The following is a 213-nucleotide window of genomic DNA, read 5'->3' as shown; positions in this document are numbered from 1 at the left end:
CTCCAGGATCTCGCCACGGGCATCCACCGTGATCTTCTGCGACAGGTCACCCTTGGCGACCGCGGTGGTGACCGAGGCGATGTTCCGCACCTGACTGGTCAGGTTCGACGCCATCGAGTTCACGTTGTCGGTCAGATCCCGCCAGGTGCCGGAGACCCCCTTCACCTGGGCCTGACCACCCAACTTGCCCTCGGTGCCCACCTCCCGGGCCAC

The 213-nt window shown here is 66.2% G+C and carries 1 protein-coding gene; it reads right to left on the bottom strand.

Annotation, left to right across the window (positions count from 1 at the left end):
• Nucleotides 1–213, bottom strand: a 213-nt coding sequence (locus ACLQ2T_RS29255) for a HAMP domain-containing protein (protein ID WP_425769578.1), incomplete at both ends; no start/stop codon positions are given.

Source organism: Micromonospora sp. DT229 (genome assembly GCF_049844505.1).
In the GTDB taxonomy this organism is placed as follows: Bacteria; Actinomycetota; Actinomycetes; order Mycobacteriales; family Micromonosporaceae; genus Micromonospora.
The sequence above is the reverse complement of the archived record's forward strand: the minus strand, read 5'-3'. Positions and strand labels throughout refer to the sequence as shown.